This is a genomic window from Dietzia sp. B44 (genome assembly GCF_014145245.1).
GTDB lineage: Bacteria > Actinomycetota > Actinomycetes > Mycobacteriales > Mycobacteriaceae > Dietzia > Dietzia natronolimnaea.
The window spans coordinates 1-1,661 of the sequence record NZ_JAALEF010000376.1 but is presented as its reverse complement, the minus strand read 5'-3'; the positions used below and the strand labels follow the sequence as shown (position 1 = coordinate 1,661).

At 72.1% G+C, this 1,661-nt stretch carries 1 protein-coding gene and 1 pseudogene; one reads left to right on the top strand and one right to left on the bottom strand.

Annotated elements, in window-relative coordinates; genetic code table 11:
- The first annotated feature begins 74 nt into the window (after nucleotides 1-74).
- A complete protein-coding gene (locus G6017_RS12285; protein ID WP_182610815.1) occupies nucleotides 75-809 on the top strand; it encodes a peptidylprolyl isomerase in 735 nt (244 codons plus the stop codon).
- Nucleotides 810-823: 14 nt separating this feature from the next.
- Here G6017_RS12285 and G6017_RS12280 read toward each other — a convergent pair.
- A pseudogene (locus G6017_RS12280) lies at nucleotides 824-1,661 on the bottom strand (DUF5129 domain-containing protein); the annotation flags it as partial.

Below are 1,661 nucleotides of genomic sequence, written 5' to 3'. Positions count from 1 at the left end.
TGGGCCGGGGCGATCCCTCCCACCACGCGGAACCGGGGGTTCAGCGGCGTGGACGCGCCACGTAGGTTTGTCTCATGCAGCTCTCCGCCACAGCCCGGCCCCGTCCGACCCTCCGCACCGCCCTGGGCATCCTCGCCCTGTCGGTGCCCCTGGCGCTCGCCGGGTGCGGCACCGACGACTCACCCGCCGAGGACGCGGCCACCGGCACGACCGCGGGGACGCAGACCGGGGCCGAGGCGTCCGACGGAGGGACGGCCGACGCGGTCGAGTGCCCGCCCACCGAGGGCACCGACGAGCGGATCACCTCGTTCGACTCCGCCCCGCCGATGTGTCTGACCCCCGGGGTCGACTACTCCGCCGTGATCACCACCGACGCCGGCGTGGTGACCGTGGACCTGCTCGAGGACAAGGCGCCGGAGACGGTGAACAACTTCGTCTTCCTGGCCCGCCACAAGTACTACGAGGGCATCACCTTCCACCGGGTGATCCCTGGCTTCATGATCCAGGGCGGCGACCCGCAGGGCACCGGCAGCGGCGGACCGGGCTACCAGTTCTCCGACGAGCTCCCCGCCCAGGGCGAGTACGAGATCGGGTCCATGGCCATGGCCAACGCCGGCCCGGACACCAACGGCTCCCAGTTCTTCATCGTCACCGGCGACTCCGGCGTCTCCCTGCCGCCGGCCTACAGCCTCTTCGGCACCGTCACCGACGGGATGGACGCCGTCACGGCGATCGAGGACGACGGCAGCCCGCAGGGCGCCCCGCGGACGGTGCACACGATCGAGTCGGTCGAGATCGTCGAGGGCTGAGGCGGGCCGGGGGTCTAGTACCCGCTCGACCCGCCGCCACCGGAGAACGAGGCGTTGGAGTAGCTCGTGTTGGTGGAACTCGCCGCCTGGGCCGCCTGCACGTCGTGGGCGTGCCAGCTCGAGACCACGTAGAACGGCACGAAGCCGTTGTAGCCGTAGCCGGCGCGCCAGTCCCGGTCGTACAGCCTCGGCGCGTGGCGGTCACCCGCGTCGTCCGCCGCCTCGACATCCGCCATCTCGCGGGCCCGGATGGCCTCCACCACGAGCCGGTAGTCCACCACCAGCCGTGCGTAGCGGTCCATGAAGTCGGCGGCCTGCGTGTCCCGGGAGAGCTCGTCCGCCCGCGCGTCGAGGGCCCTGGCCTCGGCGGCGAGACGCTCGTCCTCGGTCCCCAGCGCGGCGGCCAGCATGTCCTCGTGGAGCTCGCCGAGCTGGCGGCGGCGCACGTCGGCGTCACCCTGCTCCATGCGGAAGAGCTGGTCGATGTTCTTCTCCGCCGTCTCCATCTGATCGACCGTGGTGTGCGCGGTCTCGATGTCGTCGGCCTTCTCGCGGAACTCCGCGTCGGTCGACTCCGGCCGCAGGTCACCGATCCGCCCCATGACGGTGTCCAGCGACAGGAATCGGTCCCGCACATCCGCCCACTGTGACCGCAGCTCGTCGTCTGCCAGCGGGGACGTGAGCGAGTTGGCGCGGATGTCCAGCCCGGTCAGTTCCCCCGCGACCCGCCCGTACTCGCGGGAGACCCGGTCGTAGCGCTCCCTCGCCGTCGCCGCCTTCTTCTTGCGGCTCGCCGCGACGCCCGCACCGATCGCGCCGGCGCCCACGACCCCCGCGCCGCCGAGGGCCCAC

Excerpts from the sequence above, each read along its gene's own strand:
- G6017_RS12285 (WP_182610815.1), top strand. The coding sequence starts at position 75 with ATGCAGCTCTCCGCCACAGCCCGGCCCCGTCCGACCCTCCGCACCGCC.